19 protein-coding genes are annotated in these 16,887 nt (G+C 55.9%); 7 read left to right on the plus strand and 12 right to left on the minus strand.

All coding sequences use genetic code 11. From position 1 onward, the window contains the following. Positions 1–45: 45 nt before the first annotated feature. From KPHS_47660 to KPHS_47710, 6 genes are all read right to left on the minus strand, one after another. Positions 46–750, minus strand: a complete 705-nt coding sequence (locus KPHS_47660; protein ID YP_005229066.1) for an N-acetylmannosamine-6-phosphate 2-epimerase — start codon at positions 748–750, stop codon at positions 46–48. 124 nt (positions 751–874) lie between these two features. Then, the gene (locus tag KPHS_47670) at positions 875–1,369 is read right to left on the minus strand and encodes a ClpXP protease specificity-enhancing factor (RefSeq protein YP_005229067.1); all 495 of its coding nucleotides are present in this window, start codon (positions 1,367–1,369) and stop codon (positions 875–877) included. 3 nt (positions 1,370–1,372) lie between these two features. After that, positions 1,373–2,011, minus strand: coding sequence for a stringent starvation protein A (locus tag KPHS_47680; protein YP_005229068.1), 639 nt, complete (start codon positions 2,009–2,011; stop codon positions 1,373–1,375). Between the two features lie 311 nt (positions 2,012–2,322). Further along, complete coding sequence (locus tag KPHS_47690; RefSeq protein YP_005229069.1) at positions 2,323–2,715, minus strand: 30S ribosomal protein S9; 393 nt, start codon at positions 2,713–2,715, stop codon at positions 2,323–2,325. Positions 2,716–2,730: 15 nt separating this feature from the next. Then, positions 2,731–3,159, minus strand: a complete 429-nt coding sequence (locus KPHS_47700; protein YP_005229070.1) for a 50S ribosomal protein L13 — start codon at positions 3,157–3,159, stop codon at positions 2,731–2,733. 265 nt (positions 3,160–3,424) lie between these two features. After that, complete coding sequence (locus KPHS_47710) at positions 3,425–4,552, minus strand: putative ATPase (RefSeq protein ID YP_005229071.1); 1,128 nt, start codon at positions 4,550–4,552, stop codon at positions 3,425–3,427. A 190-nt stretch (positions 4,553–4,742) separates the two neighbouring features. On the opposite strand from KPHS_47710, the gene KPHS_47720 reads away from it, so the two are divergent. The 3 genes from KPHS_47720 to KPHS_47740 all read left to right on the plus strand — a co-directional run bounded on the left by KPHS_47720 (position 4,743) and on the right by KPHS_47740 (position 7,828). After that, entirely contained in the window at positions 4,743–5,141 is a 399-nt protein-coding gene (locus tag KPHS_47720) for a cytochrome d ubiquinol oxidase subunit III (RefSeq protein ID YP_005229072.1), read from the plus strand. 173 nt (positions 5,142–5,314) lie between these two features. Beyond that, positions 5,315–6,682: a serine endoprotease gene (locus KPHS_47730; RefSeq protein ID YP_005229073.1), complete on the plus strand. Its 1,368-nt coding sequence runs from the start codon at positions 5,315–5,317 to the stop codon at positions 6,680–6,682. 87 nt (positions 6,683–6,769) lie between these two features. Beyond that, a complete protein-coding gene (locus KPHS_47740; RefSeq protein ID YP_005229074.1) occupies positions 6,770–7,828 on the plus strand; it encodes a serine endoprotease in 1,059 nt (352 codons plus the stop codon). Between the two features lie 136 nt (positions 7,829–7,964). Here the strand turns inward: KPHS_47740 and KPHS_47750 are convergent, their stop codons facing one another. After that, positions 7,965–8,903, minus strand: a complete 939-nt coding sequence (locus tag KPHS_47750; protein YP_005229075.1) for a malate dehydrogenase — start codon at positions 8,901–8,903, stop codon at positions 7,965–7,967. 414 nt (positions 8,904–9,317) lie between these two features. Between KPHS_47750 and KPHS_47760 the strand changes: the two genes are divergently transcribed. The 3 genes from KPHS_47760 (at position 9,318) to KPHS_47780 (ending at position 10,792) form a co-directional block, all read left to right on the plus strand. Further along, the gene (locus KPHS_47760) at positions 9,318–9,788 is read left to right on the plus strand and encodes an arginine repressor (protein YP_005229076.1); all 471 of its coding nucleotides are present in this window, start codon (positions 9,318–9,320) and stop codon (positions 9,786–9,788) included. A 375-nt stretch (positions 9,789–10,163) separates the two neighbouring features. After that, positions 10,164–10,427 (plus strand): peroxide/acid stress response protein YhcN, encoded by a 264-nt coding sequence (locus tag KPHS_47770; RefSeq protein YP_005229077.1) that lies wholly within the window; start codon positions 10,164–10,166, stop codon positions 10,425–10,427. Between the two features lie 248 nt (positions 10,428–10,675). Then, positions 10,676–10,792: a YcfR family protein gene (locus KPHS_47780; protein ID YP_005229078.1), complete on the plus strand. Its 117-nt coding sequence runs from the start codon at positions 10,676–10,678 to the stop codon at positions 10,790–10,792. 50 nt (positions 10,793–10,842) lie between these two features. On the opposite strand, the gene KPHS_47790 is transcribed toward KPHS_47780, so the two are convergent. The 4 genes from KPHS_47790 to KPHS_47820 all read right to left on the minus strand — a co-directional run bounded on the left by KPHS_47790 (position 10,843) and on the right by KPHS_47820 (position 14,314). Continuing rightward, positions 10,843–11,118 (minus strand): barstar family protein, encoded by a 276-nt coding sequence (locus KPHS_47790; protein ID YP_005229079.1) that lies wholly within the window; start codon positions 11,116–11,118, stop codon positions 10,843–10,845. Positions 11,119–11,197: 79 nt separating this feature from the next. Further along, on the minus strand, positions 11,198–13,105 hold the full coding sequence (locus tag KPHS_47800) for a p-hydroxybenzoic acid efflux subunit AaeB (protein ID YP_005229080.1): 1,908 nt from the start codon (positions 13,103–13,105) through the stop codon (positions 11,198–11,200). A gap of 65 nt (positions 13,106–13,170) precedes the next feature. Further along, complete coding sequence (locus KPHS_47810; protein ID YP_005229081.1) at positions 13,171–14,103, minus strand: putative membrane located multidrug resistance protein; 933 nt, start codon at positions 14,101–14,103, stop codon at positions 13,171–13,173. A gap of 7 nt (positions 14,104–14,110) precedes the next feature. Then, positions 14,111–14,314 carry an AaeX family protein gene (locus KPHS_47820; RefSeq protein ID YP_005229082.1) on the minus strand — a complete coding sequence of 68 codons (204 nt, stop codon included), beginning with the start codon at positions 14,312–14,314 and terminating at the stop codon, positions 14,111–14,113. Positions 14,315–14,463: 149 nt separating this feature from the next. Between KPHS_47820 and KPHS_47830 the strand changes: the two genes are divergently transcribed. Then, on the plus strand, positions 14,464–15,375 hold the full coding sequence (locus KPHS_47830; protein YP_005229083.1) for a putative LysR-family transcriptional regulator: 912 nt from the start codon (positions 14,464–14,466) through the stop codon (positions 15,373–15,375). A gap of 35 nt (positions 15,376–15,410) precedes the next feature. Here KPHS_47830 and KPHS_47840 read toward each other — a convergent pair whose 3' ends face one another. Beyond that, the gene (locus KPHS_47840) at positions 15,411–16,856 is read right to left on the minus strand and encodes a protease TldD (RefSeq protein YP_005229084.1); all 1,446 of its coding nucleotides are present in this window, start codon (positions 16,854–16,856) and stop codon (positions 15,411–15,413) included. Between the last annotated feature and the right edge of the window lie 31 nt (positions 16,857–16,887).

A 16,887-nucleotide genomic window follows, 5' to 3' on the forward strand; every position in this document is an offset into this window, starting at 1 on the left:
GAGCCTCACGCATAAAAGCCCGATGGTTAACGTCATCGGGCTTTTTTATTGCTCATTCGCCGGGCAAACCGCCGCTTTCAGCGCCGTATTATACCAGCCGCAGATATGCTCCAGGCGGGTAATCGCCGAGCCGACGGTCACCGCCCACGCGCCGCAGCGCATCGCCTCCGCCGCCTGGGCAGGCGTGTTATAGCGCCCTTCGGCAATCACTCTGCAGCCCGCCGCGCTCAGGCATTGCACCAGCGCCAGATCCGGCTCATCCGGCGTCTCCTCTGCGGTATAGCCGGAGAGAGTCGTCCCGACAATCTCAGCCCCCAACTGCCAGCACTCGAGAGCATCGTCGAGAGATGAGCAATCGGCCATCGCCACTTTTCCCAGCTGATGAATTTCTGCTAATAGCGCCGACACTGACGCCGGACGCTGACGCTGGGTGCCGTCAATAGCAATAATATCCGCTCCGCCCTGCGCCAGCGCGTCGATATCTTCCAGCCATGGCGTAATACGCACCGGGCTATCGGGCAAATCGCGTTTTATCAACCCAATAACGGGCACCGTCACTAACGGACGAACGGCCTGCAGGTTGGCCAGGCCTTCGATGCGCAGCGCTACCGCTCCCGCCTGCTCAGCCGCCAGCGCCATTGCCGCGACGATAGCGGGATTATCCAGCGGACTGCCCGGCACCGGCTGGCAGGAGACAATTAATCCGCCATGATGACGGATACGCTGGTCCAGTTGTGCGAGTAAAGACATGTCTGCTCCCTAAAAACTACCTGTGGCGATGACGATACCAGCCATGGGACGCCTCGTTTGTGGCAGAGTTAACAAAGCGGACAGACAAAAAAACAGGCCCCGCAGGGCCTGTCAGAGAAGGGATTCACTTCACCACGCGCAGCGCCGGGCGACCACCGCGCGGCGGCGGCGTGTCGTCAGGATCGTCGTCGTGATTATCCGGCTTATCGCCATCGATCACCGACATCACCGTTTCGCTTTCACTCTCCGGCGCGACGTCATCATCGTTGAGGCTGCTGACGTCTTCGTCATAGGCCGCTTCCGGTTCGAACATCGTACCAGCGCCGTTCTCACGGGCGTAGATGGCGAGTACCGCAGCCAGCGGGACAGACACGTTGCGTGGTACCCCGCCAAAGCGCGCGTTGAAGCGCACTTCGTCGTTCGCCAGCTCGAGATTGCCTACCGCACGCGGGGCAATATTGAGAACGATTTGCCCATCGCGCGCGTACTCCATCGGCACGAGCACGCCCGGCAGCGTCACATCCACCACCAGGTGCGGCGTCAGCTGGTTATCCAGCAGCCAGTCATAAAACGCCCGTAACAGATACGGGCGACGCGGCGTCAGCTGTGATACATCCATTATTTAGCCCCGACCGAGGCGCATTTCACGCTCGGCTTCAGTTAAAGAAGCGAGGAAGGAATCACGCTCAAATACGCGAGTCATATAGCCTTTGAGCTCTTTCGCACCAGCGCCAACCAGCTCCACACCAAGAACCGGCAGACGCCACAGCAGCGGCGCCAGGTAGCAGTCCACCAGGCTGAACTCATCGCTCAGGAAGTAAGGTTTCTGGGTGAAGACCGGCGCGATGGCCAGCAATTCTTCACGCAGCTGCTTACGCGCAGCATCAGCTTGCGCTGCGGTACCGCTCTGGATGGTGTTCATCAGCGAATACCAGTCCTTCTCGATACGTTGCATATACAGGCGGCTTTCACCACGCGCCACCGGATAAACCGGCATTAACGGCGGGTGCGGGAAACGCTCATCCAGATACTCCATAATGATGCGGGATTCCCACAGAGTGAGCTCACGATCCACCAGCGTCGGTACGCTTTGATTCGGGTTGAGGTCAATCAGATCCTGAGGCGGGTTATCCTTCTCCACGTGCTCTATCTCAAAACTGACACCCTTCTCGGCCAGCACAATGCGGACCTGATGGCTATAGATGTCAGTAGGACCAGAAAACAGCGTCATTACCGAACGTTTGTTGGCAGCGACAGCCATGAAAACCTCCAGGTATATTCAGAATTTTGTACTGCTGCCGGCCACTCATGACCAGCCAGATGTAAAAACCCCATTAGCGCGATGTCACCTTCGTTCACGAATAAAACAAAAAATGAACAATCACCAGCATTTGGGCAGAAAATTGGATGATAGTTTACCAGATTTTGAAGACGTTGTGGTGAGGGGATTCTGGAAATGCTGAAAAAGTGGCGAGAACCGGCGCTATGCTTGTGGATAACAGCCGTTTTATCCATAAAAAAACCCGCCGAAGCGGGTTTTTTCGCAAATTGTTCTGCGTGAGCAGAAAACAATTAACGTTTGGAGAACTGCGGACGACGACGTGCTTTACGCAGACCGACTTTCTTACGTTCAACCTGACGAGCGTCACGAGTAACGAAGCCAGCTTTACGCAGTTCGGAACGCAGGGACTCGTCGTACTCCATCAGAGCGCGGGTGATACCGTGACGGATCGCACCAGCCTGACCAGAGATACCACCACCTTTAACAGTGATGTACAGATCCAGTTTCTCAACCATGTCGACCAGTTCCAGCGGCTGACGAACTACCATGCGGGCAGTTTCACGACCGAAGTACTGTTCCAGAGAACGCTGGTTGATAACGATTTTACCGTTGCCCGGTTTGATGAAAACGCGAGCTGCGGAACTTTTGCGGCGACCAGTGCCGTAGTATTGATTTTCAGCCATTGCCTATAATCCCGATTAGATGTCAAGAACTTGCGGTTGCTGTGCCGCGTGGTTGTGCTCGTTACCCGCGTAAACTTTCAGTTTACGGTACATAGCACGACCCAGCGGGCCTTTTGGCAGCATGCCTTTAACCGCGATTTCAATCACACGCTCAGGACGGCGGGCAATCATCTCTTCAAAGGTCGCTTCTTTGATACCACCGATGTGGCCGGTGTGGTGGTAGTACATTTTGTCTTCGCGCTTGTTGCCGGTAACAGCAACTTTTTCTGCGTTCAGAACGATGATGTAATCACCGGTATCAACGTGCGGAGTGTATTCCGCTTTGTGCTTACCGCGCAGGCGACGAGCCAGTTCAGTAGCCAGACGGCCCAGAGTTTTACCGGTCGCGTCAACAACATACCAGTCGCGTTTTACGGTTTCTGGTTTAGCTGTAAAAGTTTTCATTAAAAGCTTACCCAAATAATAAGTTACACGTTGGTGAACACCCAAACGTTTAGTCAGTTGAGGTTCACACGACATTGTCCAGCAAACCTACCCCTTCGAATAGCCTATGCCGGCGCATAGAAAGTTTCGGGAAAAAAACCTTCTCGTAACGTGGGGTCGCAAGATTATAGAGAAGTCGGGGTCAAAGATCGACCCCTTTATGAGATTTTTCAGGCCGCGCCCGGGGCGGCCTTGCGGCCCTGAATCCGCCTGAAAAAGTCCCCTGTCAGGGCATATGCGGACGTTTGAGGTACTCTTCGCTCTGCATCTCCTGCAGACGAGAGAGACAGCGCTGGAACTCAAACTTCAGCCGCTCGCCCTGGTAAATGTCGTACAGCGGTACTGCCGCGCTGACCACCAGCTTTACATGGCGCTCGTAAAACTCATCCACCAGAGCGATAAAGCGGCGGGCCTCGCTCTCCAGCTGCGCGGTCATCACCGGCACGTCGAACAGCATCACCGTATGGAACAGTCGGGAGAGCGCGATATAGTCATGCTGGCTGCGCGCATCCACGCATAGCGTGGCGAATGACGCCGCCAGCGTCTGGTTTTCTACGCCGAGGGTAGGCAGCTCGCGATGGTTAATCTCCAGCGTCGGCCCGGCAGCGCGCGGCGCGCCCGCCAGCGCGAGCCACAATTTATCCATCTGTTCGCGGGTGTCGTTATTCAGCGGCGACAGCCACAGGTGCGCCTGCGTCAGGGTACGCAGTCGATAATCGATGCCGGCATCGACGTTCATAATATCGCAATGCTGCTTGATGGCATCGATCGCCGGCAGAAAACGGGCCCGCTGCAGGCCATTACGATAGAGTTCATCCGGCGGAATATTGGAGGTCGCCACCAGGGTGATGCCGCGGGCGAACAGGGCTTTCATCAGCCCGCCCAACAGCATGGCGTCGGTAATATCGGAGACAAAAAACTCGTCGAAACAGAGCACGTCGGTTTCCGCTTTAAAGCGGTCGGCGACGATCTCCAGCGGGTCGCTATGTCCCTGCAGGGTGGTCAGCTCTTCGTGTACGCGCAGCATGAAACGATGGAAATGCAGGCGCTGTTTACGCTCGCCCGGCAGGCTCTGGTAAAACAGGTCCATCAGCCAGGTTTTGCCTCGCCCCACGCCGCCCCACATATACAGGCCGCGGACAGGTGCCGTCCCGGCAGCCGGCTCGCGCTTACCCAGCAGTTTGCCGAATTTCGCGCGCAAACCGCCGCCTGACGCGACCGGCGCGGGCTGCGTCTGCAGTTCCTGGTAAATGGTATCAAGGCGGCTCACCGCTTCTTGCTGGACGTCGTCGGGTTGATGGCTGCCCTCTTTCAGGGCTAAAAGGTAACGCGATGTTGGAGACAGGCTTTGCATGATCTAATTGTTATTCCTTGAAAACCGTAATGCCGAAGCTCACGATTGACGAAAAAAAGGCCGTTCTACACTACGCGATGATACGCCAGGATTCCACTTCTGTGGAATTAGCGGTTATAGTGGCACTATCGGGCGCAGGCGGAGAGCCTAAGAGCCACCCTACGGAACCACAATACAACGGGAGATGTTCATGACCTGGGAATACGCGCTAATTGGGTTAGTCGTCGGTATCATCATTGGTGCCGTCGCCATGCGTTTCGGCAACCGCAAACTGCGCCAACAGCAGGCGCTGCAGTACGAACTGGAAAAGAATAAAGCCGAGCTTGAAGAGTACCGTGAAGAGCTGGTGAGCCACTTTGCGCGTAGCGCCGAACTGCTGGATAACATGGCGCACGACTATCGTCAGCTATATCAGCATATGGCGAAAAGCTCTAACAACCTGCTGCCGGACTCGATGGCAGACGCCAACCCGTTCCGCAACCGTCTGGAAGAGTCTGAAGCCAGTAACGATCAGGCGCCGGTCCAGATGCCGCGCGACTACTCCGAGGGCGCATCCGGTTTACTGCGCGGAGGCGCAAAACGCGATTAAGCCTCGCTGCGATTAAAATATTCTCCGGGCGCGCCCGTCGCGCCCGCTCCTTCCCCCACTTCCCGGCTACAATTTAAACCAGTCCCCACGTTGTTACCTGTGCAAAAATTCAATAACATCAGGTTATTCAGGACATTTTTCCATACACCTCAGGTTACGAGAGCCAGCATCTAATGAAGAAACAGACTTTGCTGTTGAGTGCGTTAGCGTTAAGCATTGGGTTATCGTTGTCGGTCCTGCCTCCGGCAGCGGCATCCTTACCGACTCAGGTGCCCGGCCAGGGCGCGTTACCAAGCCTGGCGCCGATGCTGGAAAAGGTTCTGCCGGCGGTGGTTAGCGTACAGGTGGAAGGCACTGCCTCGCCGACGCTCAATATGCCGGAAGAGCTGAAAAAATATTTTGGCGATAACGCCCCGCAGGAGCAGGCGCAGCCGTTTGAAGGGCTCGGCTCCGGCGTTATCATCGACGCGGCGAAAGGCTATGTGCTGACCAATAACCACGTCATCAATCAGGCGCAGAAGATCAGCGTCCAGCTGAACGATGGCCGTGAGTTCGATGCCAAACTGGTCGGGAGCGATGAACAGAGCGATATCGCTCTGCTGCAGCTGATTAAGCCAGACCACCTGACGCAAATCGCCATTGCTGACTCTGATAAACTTCGCGTCGGCGACTTCGCCGTCGCCGTCGGCAACCCGTTCGGCCTTGGCCAGACCGCCACATCCGGCATTATCTCTGCCCTTGGCCGCAGCGGCTTGAACCTTGAAGGGCTGGAGAATTTCATTCAGACCGACGCCTCGATTAACCGCGGCAATTCCGGCGGCGCGCTGCTGAACCTCAACGGCGAGCTTATCGGGATCAACACCGCGATCCTCGCGCCGGGCGGCGGCAGCATCGGCATCGGCTTTGCCATTCCAAGCAATATGGCGAAAACCCTCGCCGACCAGCTTATTCAGTTTGGCGAAATCAAGCGCGGCCTGTTGGGCATTAAAGGCATGGAAATGAGCGCCGACATCGCCAAAGCGATGAATCTCAACGTTCAGCGCGGCGCCTTCGTCAGTGAAGTCCTGCCAAACTCCGGCTCCGCCAAAGCGGGGATTAAATCCGGGGACGTCATCGTGAGTCTGAACGGCAAACCGCTGAACAGTTTCGCCGAACTGCGTTCGCGGATCGCCACCACCGAGCCGGGTACCAAGGTCAAACTGGGCCTGCTGCGCGATGGAAAGCCGGTCGATGTCGAAGTGACCCTGGATAAGAGCACCTCCTCAACCGCCAGCGCGGAACTGATTATCCCGGCGCTGCAGGGGGCCTCGTTCAGCGACGGCCAGATGAAAGATGGCACCAAAGGAGTGGTGATCGGTAATGTGGATAAAGGCAGCGCCGCCGCCCAGGTCGGTCTGCATAAGGATGACATTATCATTGGCCTTAACCGGCAGCGTATTCACTCAATTGCCGAACTGCGCAAAGTGCTCGAAGGCAAACCGCCGGTCATCGCCCTGAACGTGATCCGCGGCAACGAAAGCATCTATCTGCTGCTGCGCTGATTGTCTCTCCGGGCATCGCCGCCATGTGCGATGTCCGGACAACTCGTGCTATGCTGCGCCTGACCATTCATTAACGATATCTGCATCATGCCTGGAAAGTTATTACGTTCAGTACTCATCGGTTTGCTTGTCGGGGGTCTGCTGCTGGCCCTGATGCCCTCGCTGCGCCAGTGGCAGTTGGCGCCGACTACCCAGAACGATACGGCAGACGACTCCCCGGCGAGCTATAACGCCGCGGTGCGCCGCGCGGCGCCCGCCGTGGTGAACGTCTATAACCGCGCCCTTAACAGCACCAGCCATAATCAGCTGACGCTTGGCTCAGGGGTGATTATGGATCAGCGCGGCTATATCCTGACCAACAAGCATGTTATCAACGATGCCGATCAGATTATCGTCGCCCTGCAGGACGGCCGCGTCTTCGAAGCGCTGCTGGTAGGATCCGATTCCCTCACCGATCTCGCCGTGCTCAAAATCAATGCTACCGGCGGGCTGCCGGTGATCCCGATCAATCCGAAACGCACGCCGCACATCGGCGACGTGGTGCTGGCGATTGGCAACCCTTATAACCTGGGGCAGACCATCACCCAGGGGATTATCAGCGCCACAGGGCGCATTGGCCTCAATCCGACCGGCCGCCAGAACTTCCTGCAGACTGACGCCTCGATCAACCACGGTAACTCCGGCGGGGCGCTGGTGAACTCCCTCGGCGAGCTGATGGGGATTAACACCCTCTCCTTTGACAAGAGCAATGACGGCGAAACGCCGGAAGGCATTGGCTTTGCGATCCCGTTCCAGTTAGCGACCAAAATTATGGATAAACTGATCCGCGATGGCCGGGTGATCCGCGGCTATATCGGCATTAGCGGCCGGGAGATCGCCCCGCTGCACGCGCAGGGCGGAGGGATCGATCAGATTCAGGGGATCGTCGTTAACGATGTCGCCCCGGACGGTCCAGCGGCGCAAGCCGGGATCCGCGCCAACGACGTAATCATCTCCGTGAATGACAAACCCGCCGTCTCGGCACTGGAGACGATGGATCAGGTGGCCGAGATCCGCCCGGGATCGGAAATTCCGGTGGTCATCATGCGTGATGATAAGAAAATCACGCTCCATATCGCCGTCCAGGAATACCCGGCCACCAACTAAACGGCTCCCCGTTTGGGGAGCCACGTTAATCGCTAAATACCGGACCGGCCGGGAATCTGACCAGAAACCCGGTTTCCATGAATGCTGGACAATAAAAAGCCGGAACAGCGGTTCCGGCTCTTCTGTTAGGGCGAGATTACTTGTTGACGAAGTCTTCGCCGAGCGCGATATCTTTCTTCAGGGTGTCCAGCATGCCCTCCAGCGCCTGCTGTTCAAAGGCGCTGAGTTTGCCGATAGACTGTCGCTCTTCCACGCCGTTTTTCCCCAGCAGCAGCGGCTGGGAGAAGAAACGCGCATAGTGGCCGTCGCCTTCCACGTAGGCGCACTCCACCACGCCTTTTTCCCCCTGCATGGCGCGAACCAGAGAGAGACCAAAACGGGCAGCCGCCTGGCCCATCGACAAGGTCGCCGACCCGCCGCCCGCTTTCGCTTCCACGACTTCGGTACCGGCGTTCTGAATACGTTTAGTCAGGTCGGCAATTTCCTGATCGCTAAAGCTGACGCCGGGGATCTGCGACAGTAAAGGCAGAATGGTGACCCCGGAGTGACCACCAATGACCGGGACTTCCACCTCGGTTGCCGATTTACCTTTCAGCTCCGCCACAAAGGTATTGGAACGGATGATGTCCAGCGTGGTAACGCCGAACAGTTTGTTTTTATCGTACACGCCGGCTTTTTTCAGTACTTCGGCGGCGATAGCCACGGTGGTATTCACCGGGTTGGTGATAATGCCGATGCAGGCCTGCGGGCAGGTTTTGGCAATCTGCTGCACGAGGTTCTTCACGATACCCGCATTCACATTAAACAGGTCGGAACGATCCATGCCGGGCTTACGCGCCACGCCCGCGGAGATCAGCACTACATCCGCGCCTTCCAGCGCCGGAGTAGCGTCTTCACCGGAAAATCCTTTAATTTTTACATCTGTGGGGATATGACTTAGATCTACCGCCACGCCCGGCGTAACCGGAGCGATGTCGTACAACGAGAGCTCTGAACCTGAAGGCAGTTGGGTCTTAAGTAGTAGGGCAAGCGCCTGGCCGATACCACCGGCAGCGCCAAGGACTGCAACTTTCATCCTAAACTCCTTATTATGGTTAATTTAGTCTTTCGTTATTCCGTCGCCTGGACCTTAATTCACAAGATGAACAATTACAATGATTATGGCTGAAGAATGCATTATTGTGCGTAGCAATAGAACAGCGGCGCACTTTATGCTTCCTGACTGACCATCCAGCAAAGCGAAGTACCGGATCGACTATTGGTTACAATACACCCAGCCAGTTGCGCAAAACAACACCAACTCAATAACATTTCATTTACTTTTACATGGCTTTAAGCGTTGTGATGAGAACATGTTCCTTATACGGTTTTTTTGCTAAAATATGCCCCCTTCATAACATTATTGACCTATCCTTTCGCGGATTATTTGCATAAAAATTCATGGTTATGCATAATGATGTTGATTTTACCACCATAATCTGGGTGACTTATGCGAAGTTCGGCAAAACAAGAAGAACTGGTTAAAGCGTTTAAAGCGCTGCTTAAAGAAGAGAAATTCAGCTCGCAGGGAGAGATCGTCCAGGCGCTGCAGGAAGAGGGCTTCGAGAATATCAACCAATCGAAGGTTTCCCGCATGCTCACCAAATTTGGCGCGGTGCGTACCCGTAACGCCAAAATGGAAATGGTCTATTGCTTGCCTGCCGAGCTTGGGGTACCGACCACCTCCAGCCCGCTGAAGAATTTGGTGCTGGATATCGACTATAACGATGCCGTAGTGGTGATTCATACCAGCCCCGGCGCCGCGCAGCTGATCGCCCGTCTTCTCGACTCGCTGGGCAAAGCGGAAGGCATTCTTGGCAGTATCGCCGGGGATGACACCATCTTTACCACGCCTGCGCGCGGTTTTACGGTGAAAGATCTGCACGACGCCATTCTGGTTCTGTTTGAGCAGGAACTCTGAGTAATTCCCCTCTGGCTACCGTCAGAGGGCGACTCCCTTTTCTTTTGCCTCTCCCCCCTTCCGGCACAACAACTATTTAACACTTAGTGTCATTTACGCCGTCTATACGTTCTTTTACTAACGCGAAAATCGTAAAACGCACAAAAGATCAAATTCGTATACCTTTATGAATTTATTAGAAATAAATCTTATCGCTGTCGCTAACGTGTCATTTTTAATTCTTATCCGTTATAAAAAGCGCAATCCATTGTAACTATTAACGCACAAAACAATTAGCATGGTATTAATATTTTTGGTGATTAGTGTATACTTGGTTTTGTGATGAGGGTCACGAAACAAAGCCCCCCAACAAAAAGATTCGACGAGGTGAACATCATGAAAATCAAAACCACTGTAGCTGCTATCAGCATCCTGTCCGTCGTGTCGTTTGGCGCTTTCGCCGCTGATATTATCAACAGCGAGCAGGCCCAGGGCCGCGAGGCCATCGGCACGGTTTCCGTCGGCGCGGTAGCATCTTCCCCGATGGATATGCATGAAATGCTGAACAAAAAAGCGCAGGAAGAAGGGGCTTCTTCTTACCGCATTATTGAAGCCCGCACTGGCGACCACTGGCATGCCACTGCTGAGCTGTATAAATAAGTTTTAGACGTCAACGATTAACCTGACAAAAATTCTCTACCGCGGCCCGGCGACATACATCGCCCCGCCGCGGCAAAACAAAGACTGGAGTAAAGATTATGAAACGCGCAATGATCATCGCATCCCTTGGCCTGGCTTCCCTTCTCTCTTTCGGTGCCAGCGCGGCTGTCCAGCAAGTGAACGCAGAACAAGCCCAAAATCTGCAATCCATGGGCACCATCTCCGTATCCCAGGTAGGTAGTGCGCCAATGGACATGCGTCAGGAACTGGCGGCTAAAGCCGAGAAAGAAGGCGCCAGCAGCTACCGTATTATTGAAGCACGTACCGGCGATAGCTGGCACGCCACCGCTGAGCTGTACAAATAAACCCTCGTCGTCTTATTTCGACGACTTGCCCCCGCCTGCCGGGGGCTTTTTTATGCTTGTCGGGCATTAAAACGCAACTCCCCCTCCAGCTCTTCCTCTGCTTCATCAAACAATAAAATCAATGCGCCAAAGCGCCGGCGCTGCTTGTCATTTAAATGGATGAACTCAATATCCAGCGGCAGCGGTAGCAGGCCACCGGTCACTGCGTCCCATAGCGAATCCAGGTTGTTGACCTTATCCTGAGCCAGCTCGAAGGTTCGGGAAAACTCCCGGTAGAAATCCTGTTGTTCGGCGATTTCGTCAAAATCAAACGTATAGGTGGTCATGACAGCCCCTCCCGCTTCTCTTTCTGTCGCCGTTAAGTATAGCGATAAAAAAACCGACGCCTGGGCGTCGGTTTATGGGTTAGCTGCTGGTCAGCACATGCTGGTACTTATGCAACATCTCAACCAGTCGCCGTACCGGCTCGGTGACCTGCGGCGAGGCCTCCCAGACCCGCAGCTTCTCCTGATAGACATCAAGCTCCGCCAGCAGCTGGGTAAAATAGCGCCGACGCTTATCATCGCTGCCGGCGGAGATCACATGGTCCGCGGTACGTCGCAGCTGACGATGGAAGGCGGAGAGATCGTCGTTCACCGGCACGGGCGCATCGCGCAAGCGCTGATGGGCGATGATTAACGTCAAGGCCAGACGGAAACGGGCGACGTCACCTGGGAATTTATTGAGTAATAAAAACAGCTGCTGATAGAGCGCGGGCAGATGATTCTCTTTGCGACGCGCCGAGTTGGTGGTCAGCGAAGAGACCGCCGCGGAGACAAACTGGTTCAGCAGCACCCGACCGGTTCTGGCCCGGGAGTTATCCCTGACAATAAGAATAACCATCAGAGCGAGGAAACAGCCGACGATCTGCCCCAGCGCGCTATCGAGGAACTGGCTGAACTGGAACTGCATCGGGTTATCCAGCACAAGAATGTTGATGGTGCTCGCCAGCGCCCCCAGCGATCCGAGACGCCTTTTCTGCACTTCGATCCCGATAAAGAACGCCATCGCCGCCAGGCTGATGCAGAGCAACAGCATGCTCTGCTGCGTCGCCGGCATGATCACCAGGAAGTACAAGGTGCCCAACGGTAACGCCGCCAGGGTGCCATAGAGGAAGTCTATCGCCACCATACGCGGGTTTGGCAGGCGCATCGCCAGCGCGGTAACCACGGCGATCATTACCATCGCGCCGCTGCCTGAGGTCCAGCCCGTCCACAGCCAGAATAGCGTTCCGAGAATACAGGAGACAGAGGTGCGCCAGAAGTTCACCATCGCGTGATGACGTTCGGCGGATTCCACTTTAACCACCGTTTCGCCGCGCAACACGCCATCCTCGATACGGCTGATTTTAGTATTCCCCACCACGCCGCGCTTAAGCAGCAGGTAACGCGTGGCGGCGCCCACCCAGCTATAAATCGTGACCGGGGTATTATGCTCGCCTTTCCAGGTCAGGAAGCGGCGCATGCGCTTCAGCTGCTGGTGAACATCCTGCACCGTCTCAACCGGCTCGGCGAACAGCTCGCGATAGTCGTCCGTGACCATTTCCGGGCGTGAGTTCTGAATCAGATAGGTTTCGCAAGCCTGGGTGATAAGGGTTAGCGAAAGGGTGTTGATCGCCTTCAGGCGCTGATTGGCCTTTGCCCAGCGTGAGGATTCCATAATCAGGTTACTACGCATACCTTCCAGCGCCGTAGTGCGGCGTACCAGCGCTCCCCAGGCTTGATCCACTTCCTCTTTTTCACCGTGCGCGACGCATAACTGCATCAGCTTATACTGTGCAATTAGCAGATTATCGAGCTCGAGGTCGATCTCTTTTTTAATCGAACGCGGCGAAAACAGGAGATCGGCGACGATGGCGCTGACAATACCGATGACAATTTCGCTGCAGCGTTCGACAGCAAACTGCGGCGCCAGCATCGGATTGGTATGGATGGTAATAATGATAATCAGCGCGGTGTACCCGGCCAGCCCCCAGGCATAGGAGTTTTCGACCTTGACCAGCGACGAAACCCAGGTACAAAACCCGGCCCACAGACAGCAGACCAGCATCATCAACAGAGGCGCGCGGATCATCAGGATGATGATAACCAGCGCCGCAATACAGCCAATAAAGGTCCCGGCAATACGCAACATACCGCGATAGCGGATCGCGCCGGAGTACGGTTCGCCGCCAGCAGCAAAGGCCGGCCCGGCGGCGACGATCGCTGCCGTCAGTACCGCCCAGCGCGGCGTTTCGAGCTGAAAATGGAAACCGACAAACAGCGCCAGCACCACCGCGCATGCAAGCTTAATGGCAAAGCGGAGATGCCGGGGAGCAATGGTATATGTCCCCATAGCGATTAACCAAATTCGCGCAGGCGCATAGCCAGTTTCTGGAAGAAGTTGGCCTGGCTGGTATCACGATCTTCTTGACCGGTGATCACTACCGTCGCCGTGGTGCCCGATGGCCACAGATTCCCCTGCTGGTGATCGAGGCGAATACGCACCGGCACACGCTGCGCCAGACGCACCCACTCAAGGTTGGAGTCGACCGAGGCCATCCCTTTCGAGTCGCTGCTGCTGCTGGCGTTGGTCACCCCCGCAGCGATACTGTCCACCGTCCCTTTAATGGTTTTGCTGCTGCCCAGCGGGGTAATCTCCGCACGATAGCCTGGACGGACGCCCTCCAGTTTGGTCTCTTCCAGATAGGCCATGACGTAAAACGTATTCTCTTTCACCAGCGCCACCGCCGTGGAGCCACGGGTGATAAATTCCCCAGTGTAGACGTTAAGGTTAGTCACCCAGCCATCCGCAGGGGCGCGAATGACCGTCCGCTCCAGATCTAGCCTGGCCAGGTCGCGACTAGCCACCGCTTTCGCCAGCTGATGTTCAACGGTTTGCAGTACGTTGTTCGCCTGATCAATCTCTTCCCGCGACATCGCCTGTACGCCAAGCTTATTACGCCGACCGGCTTCGACGCGTTTTTCCTGAGCTAACGTCTGATAATAGGCGACATCAGCTTCCGCCTGCGCCAGCGCTTTTTGGTAACGAGGTTGGTCAATAACGAACAATACCTGGTCTTTCTTAACCAGTTGGTTATCCTTGACGTTTACCTGAGAAATCAGCCCGGAGACGTCGGGGGCAATCGCCACAATGTCGGCGCTAAAGCGCGCATCACGCGTCCACGGCGAGGCGGTGTAATAAACCCAGGCGCGGAAAATCGCCACGAAGGCCAGAATGACCAGTATCACGGTAATGGCAGTACGGAGGATATTTCTTGTTAGTGTTTTCACATCAACCTCAAACGAACAAGCGCGATATCAAATAAAAAAGGCAGCAATAGAGCGCCGTATTAAACAGTGCTGGGTGCCAGACAAAATCGTAAATGCCGGTCGGAACCAGCAGTCGGTGCACCAGCCAAAAGATAGCCAGCGACAAAAGCAACTCGAAGAAGATCGGCGGAAACGATAAGCCGAAAATCACGATGACAGGAAACAGACTCATGATGACCTTGAATAAGAAGCGTACAGGTAGTGAGCAGATGCGTTTATTATGTAGCTAACAATATATTAACGTAACGATTGCCGCATTATCTACAATGTGTGATCTAAATCACTTTTAAGCCAGAGTGAATAATGGAACGATTAAAACGCATGTCCGTTTTCGCCAAAGTGGTCGAATTAGGTTCATTCACCGCAGCGGCCCGCCAGCTTCAGATGAGCGTTTCCTCGATCAGTCAGACCGTCGCCAAACTGGAAGATGAACTGCAGGTAAAGCTACTCAACCGCAGCACCCGCAGCCTTGGCTTAACTGAAGCAGGTAAAATCTATTACCAGGGCTGCCGTAGGATGCTGTTTGAAGCGCAGGATGTCCATGAGCAATTATACGCATTTAACAATACCCCCATCGGGACGCTGCGCATCGGCTGCTCTTCAACTATGGCACAGAATGTTCTGGCGCGCATAACGGCGAAAATGCTCAAAGAATACCCCGGGCTCTCTGTTAATCTGGTCACAGGCATACCTGCGCCAGACCTGATCGCCGACGGCCTTGACGTGGTGATCCGCGTGGGCGCCCTGCAGGATTCCAGCCTTTTTTCCCGCCGCCTGGGCTCAATGCCGATGGTATTATGCGCCGCTAAAAGCTATCTGGCGCAGGCTGGCAATCCAGAGAAACCGGCCGACCTTGCCGGACATGCCTGGCTGGAATATAGCGTGCGGCCGGACAATGAGTTTGTCATTATCGCGCCGGAAGGGATCTCGACCCGCCTGACCCCGCAGGGGCGCTTCGTGACCAACGACCCTATGACGCTGGTGCGCTGGCTGACCGCCGGGGTGGGTATCGCCTATGTACCCTTAATGTGGGCGATCGAAGAGATCAACCGCGGTGAGCTTGAGATCCTGCTGCCCAGCTATCAGTCCGATCCGCGACCGGTCTACGCCCTGTATACGGAAAAGGATAAACTGCCGCTGAAAGTGCAGGTCTGTATCAACTATCTGACGGAGTATTTTGTCGACGTGGCGAAGATCTATCAGGGCATGCACGGGCGCGGGATCGCCCGGTGAAGCGGTTCCCGGCAGCGCCGGGAACCAGGTCAGGATCAGGCGGTGCCGCCGACGGTAAGGTTATCGACCTTCAGGGTCGGCTGGCCGACGCCCACCGGCACGCTCTGGCCCTCTTTGCCACAGACGCCGACGCCGTTATCCAGGCGCAGGTCGTTGCCCACCATCGAAATCTGCTGCATGGTCTCAATGCCGGAGCCAATCAGCGTGGCCCCTTTCACCGCCTTCGTGACCTTCCCTTTTTCGATCAGATAGGCCTCGGAAGTGGAAAAGACGAATTTACCGGAGGTGATATCCACCTGCCCGCCGCCGAAGTTAGGCGCAAAGATACCGTAGTCGACCGATTCGATAATCTCCTGTGGCGTCGACTGGCCCGCCAGCATATAGGTGTTGGTCATACGCGGCATCGGCAGATGGGCATACGACTCACGTCGGCCATTGCCGGTCGGTGCGACGCCCATCAGGCGCGCGTTGAGTTTATCCTGCATATAGCCTTTCAGAATGCCGTTTTCGATTAGCACGTTGTATTGCCCCGGCGTCCCTTCGTCATCAATGGCCACCGAGCCACGGCGATCGGCGATGGTGCCGTCATCCACTACGGTGCACAGTTCAGAGGCGACTAATTCCCCCATATGGCCGCTAAAGACCGAGGTGCCACGCCGGTTGAAATCGCCTTCCAGCCCATGGCCGACCGCTTCATGCAGCAGGACGCCAGGCCAGCCGGCGCCGAGCACCACCGGCAGCATCCCCGCAGGGGCGGCGACCGCCGAGAGGTTGACCAGCGCCATGCGCACCGCTTCTTTCGCCCAGGCATCGGCCCGCACGTCGCCCTCCTGGGAGGCGAGGAAATAGTCATAACCAAAACGCCCGCCACCGCCGCTGCTGCCGCGCTCACGCTTGCCATCCTCTTCCACCAGCACGCTGACGGAAAGACGAACCAGCGGACGAACGTCGGCGGCCAGAGTGCCATCGGTGGCGGCGATCAGGATCAGCTCATACACCCCGCTCAGGCTGGCTGAAACCTCCTGCACCCGCTGGTCCGCCGCCCGGGCGACTTTGTCTACCCGGCGCAGAATATCCAGCTTCTCTTCCCGGGTCATACTCTGCAGCGGGTCGATGCTGGTGTACAGGGCACGATGCTCTACGGCGCCGAGGGTCTGCACTTTGCCATTGCCGGTGTCGCGCACAATGGTCCGCGCCGCCTGGGCGCTCTGCTCCAGCGCCAGTTTGCTGATCTGATCGGCGTAGGCAAAGCCCGTTTTTTCGCCGCTGACGGCGCGCACGCCTACGCCCTGATCGATATTGTACGACCCATCTTTAATGATGCTGTCTTCCAGAACCCAGGATTCGTGATAGCTCGACTGAAAATAGAGATCGCCGTAATCGAGGCGGCGCTCGGTCAGTTGACCAAGAATGGCAAACAGGTCCTGATGATTCAGGCCATTTGCCGACAGTAATTGTTCACTTACCAGGTTCAGACTCATCGTTATGCTACTCGTTTGTTGCCGCCTGACA

Origin of the sequence: Klebsiella pneumoniae subsp. pneumoniae HS11286, from assembly GCF_000240185.1 — a bacterium.
GTDB lineage: Bacteria > Pseudomonadota > Gammaproteobacteria > Enterobacterales > Enterobacteriaceae > Klebsiella > Klebsiella pneumoniae.